We start from the raw sequence: 761 nt of genomic DNA on the forward strand, positions 1-761 counted from the left end.
CAGAACAGAACTACAAACATGGCCAGATGCGCCTTGCGTACGAGATTGTGATTAACTCCGACCCTTGTATTGCGTATTTGATGGACGAGAACACAGTCACCATGCAAGCGCTTGTCATCGCGCACGCGTGCTACGGCCACAACTCTTTCTTCAAGGGGAATTATCTGTTCCAAACGTGGACGGACGCCAGTTCTATCATCGACTACTTACTCTTTGCTAAAAAGTACCTTGCCGAATGTGAGGAGCGCTATGGCGTTCAAGAGGTTGAAAAGCTTCTCGACTCCTGCCATGCGTTAATGAACTTTGGTGTCGACCGCTACAAACGACCAGAGAAAATCTCGATTACCGAAGAGAAGGCCCGCCAAGAGGAGCGCGAGGCTTATCTGCAATCTCAAGTCAATGAACTGTGGCGAACCGTACCAAGAGCCAAAACTAAAGAAGAAGACATTAAAGAGCGCTTCCCTAGTGAACCTCAAGAAAACCTACTCTACTTCTTTGAGAAACATGCGCCGCTCTTGGAACCATGGCAACGCGAGGTTGTTCGAATCGTCCGAAAAATCAGCCAGTACTTTTATCCACAAAAGCAAACTCAGGTTATGAATGAAGGATGGGCAACGTTCTGGCACTACACGATTCTAAACCACTTGTATGATGAAGGTATTGTGTCTGAAAAGTTCATTCTTGAATTTTTACATAGCCACACAAGTGTGGTTGCTCAACCACCCTACAACAGTCCTTACTTTAGCGGTATCAACCCCTAT

1 protein-coding gene is annotated in these 761 nt (G+C 46.4%); it reads left to right on the forward strand.

The genetic code is table 11. The annotated features are described in order from the left end of the window. The coding region (locus R7Z49_RS24540; protein ID WP_318112306.1) for a SpoVR family protein at window positions 1–761 on the forward strand (761 nt) is incomplete at both ends.

The sequence above is a fragment of the Vibrio sp. 1562 genome, assembly GCF_033340155.1.
Lineage (GTDB): Bacteria > Pseudomonadota > Gammaproteobacteria > Enterobacterales > Vibrionaceae > Vibrio > Vibrio alginolyticus.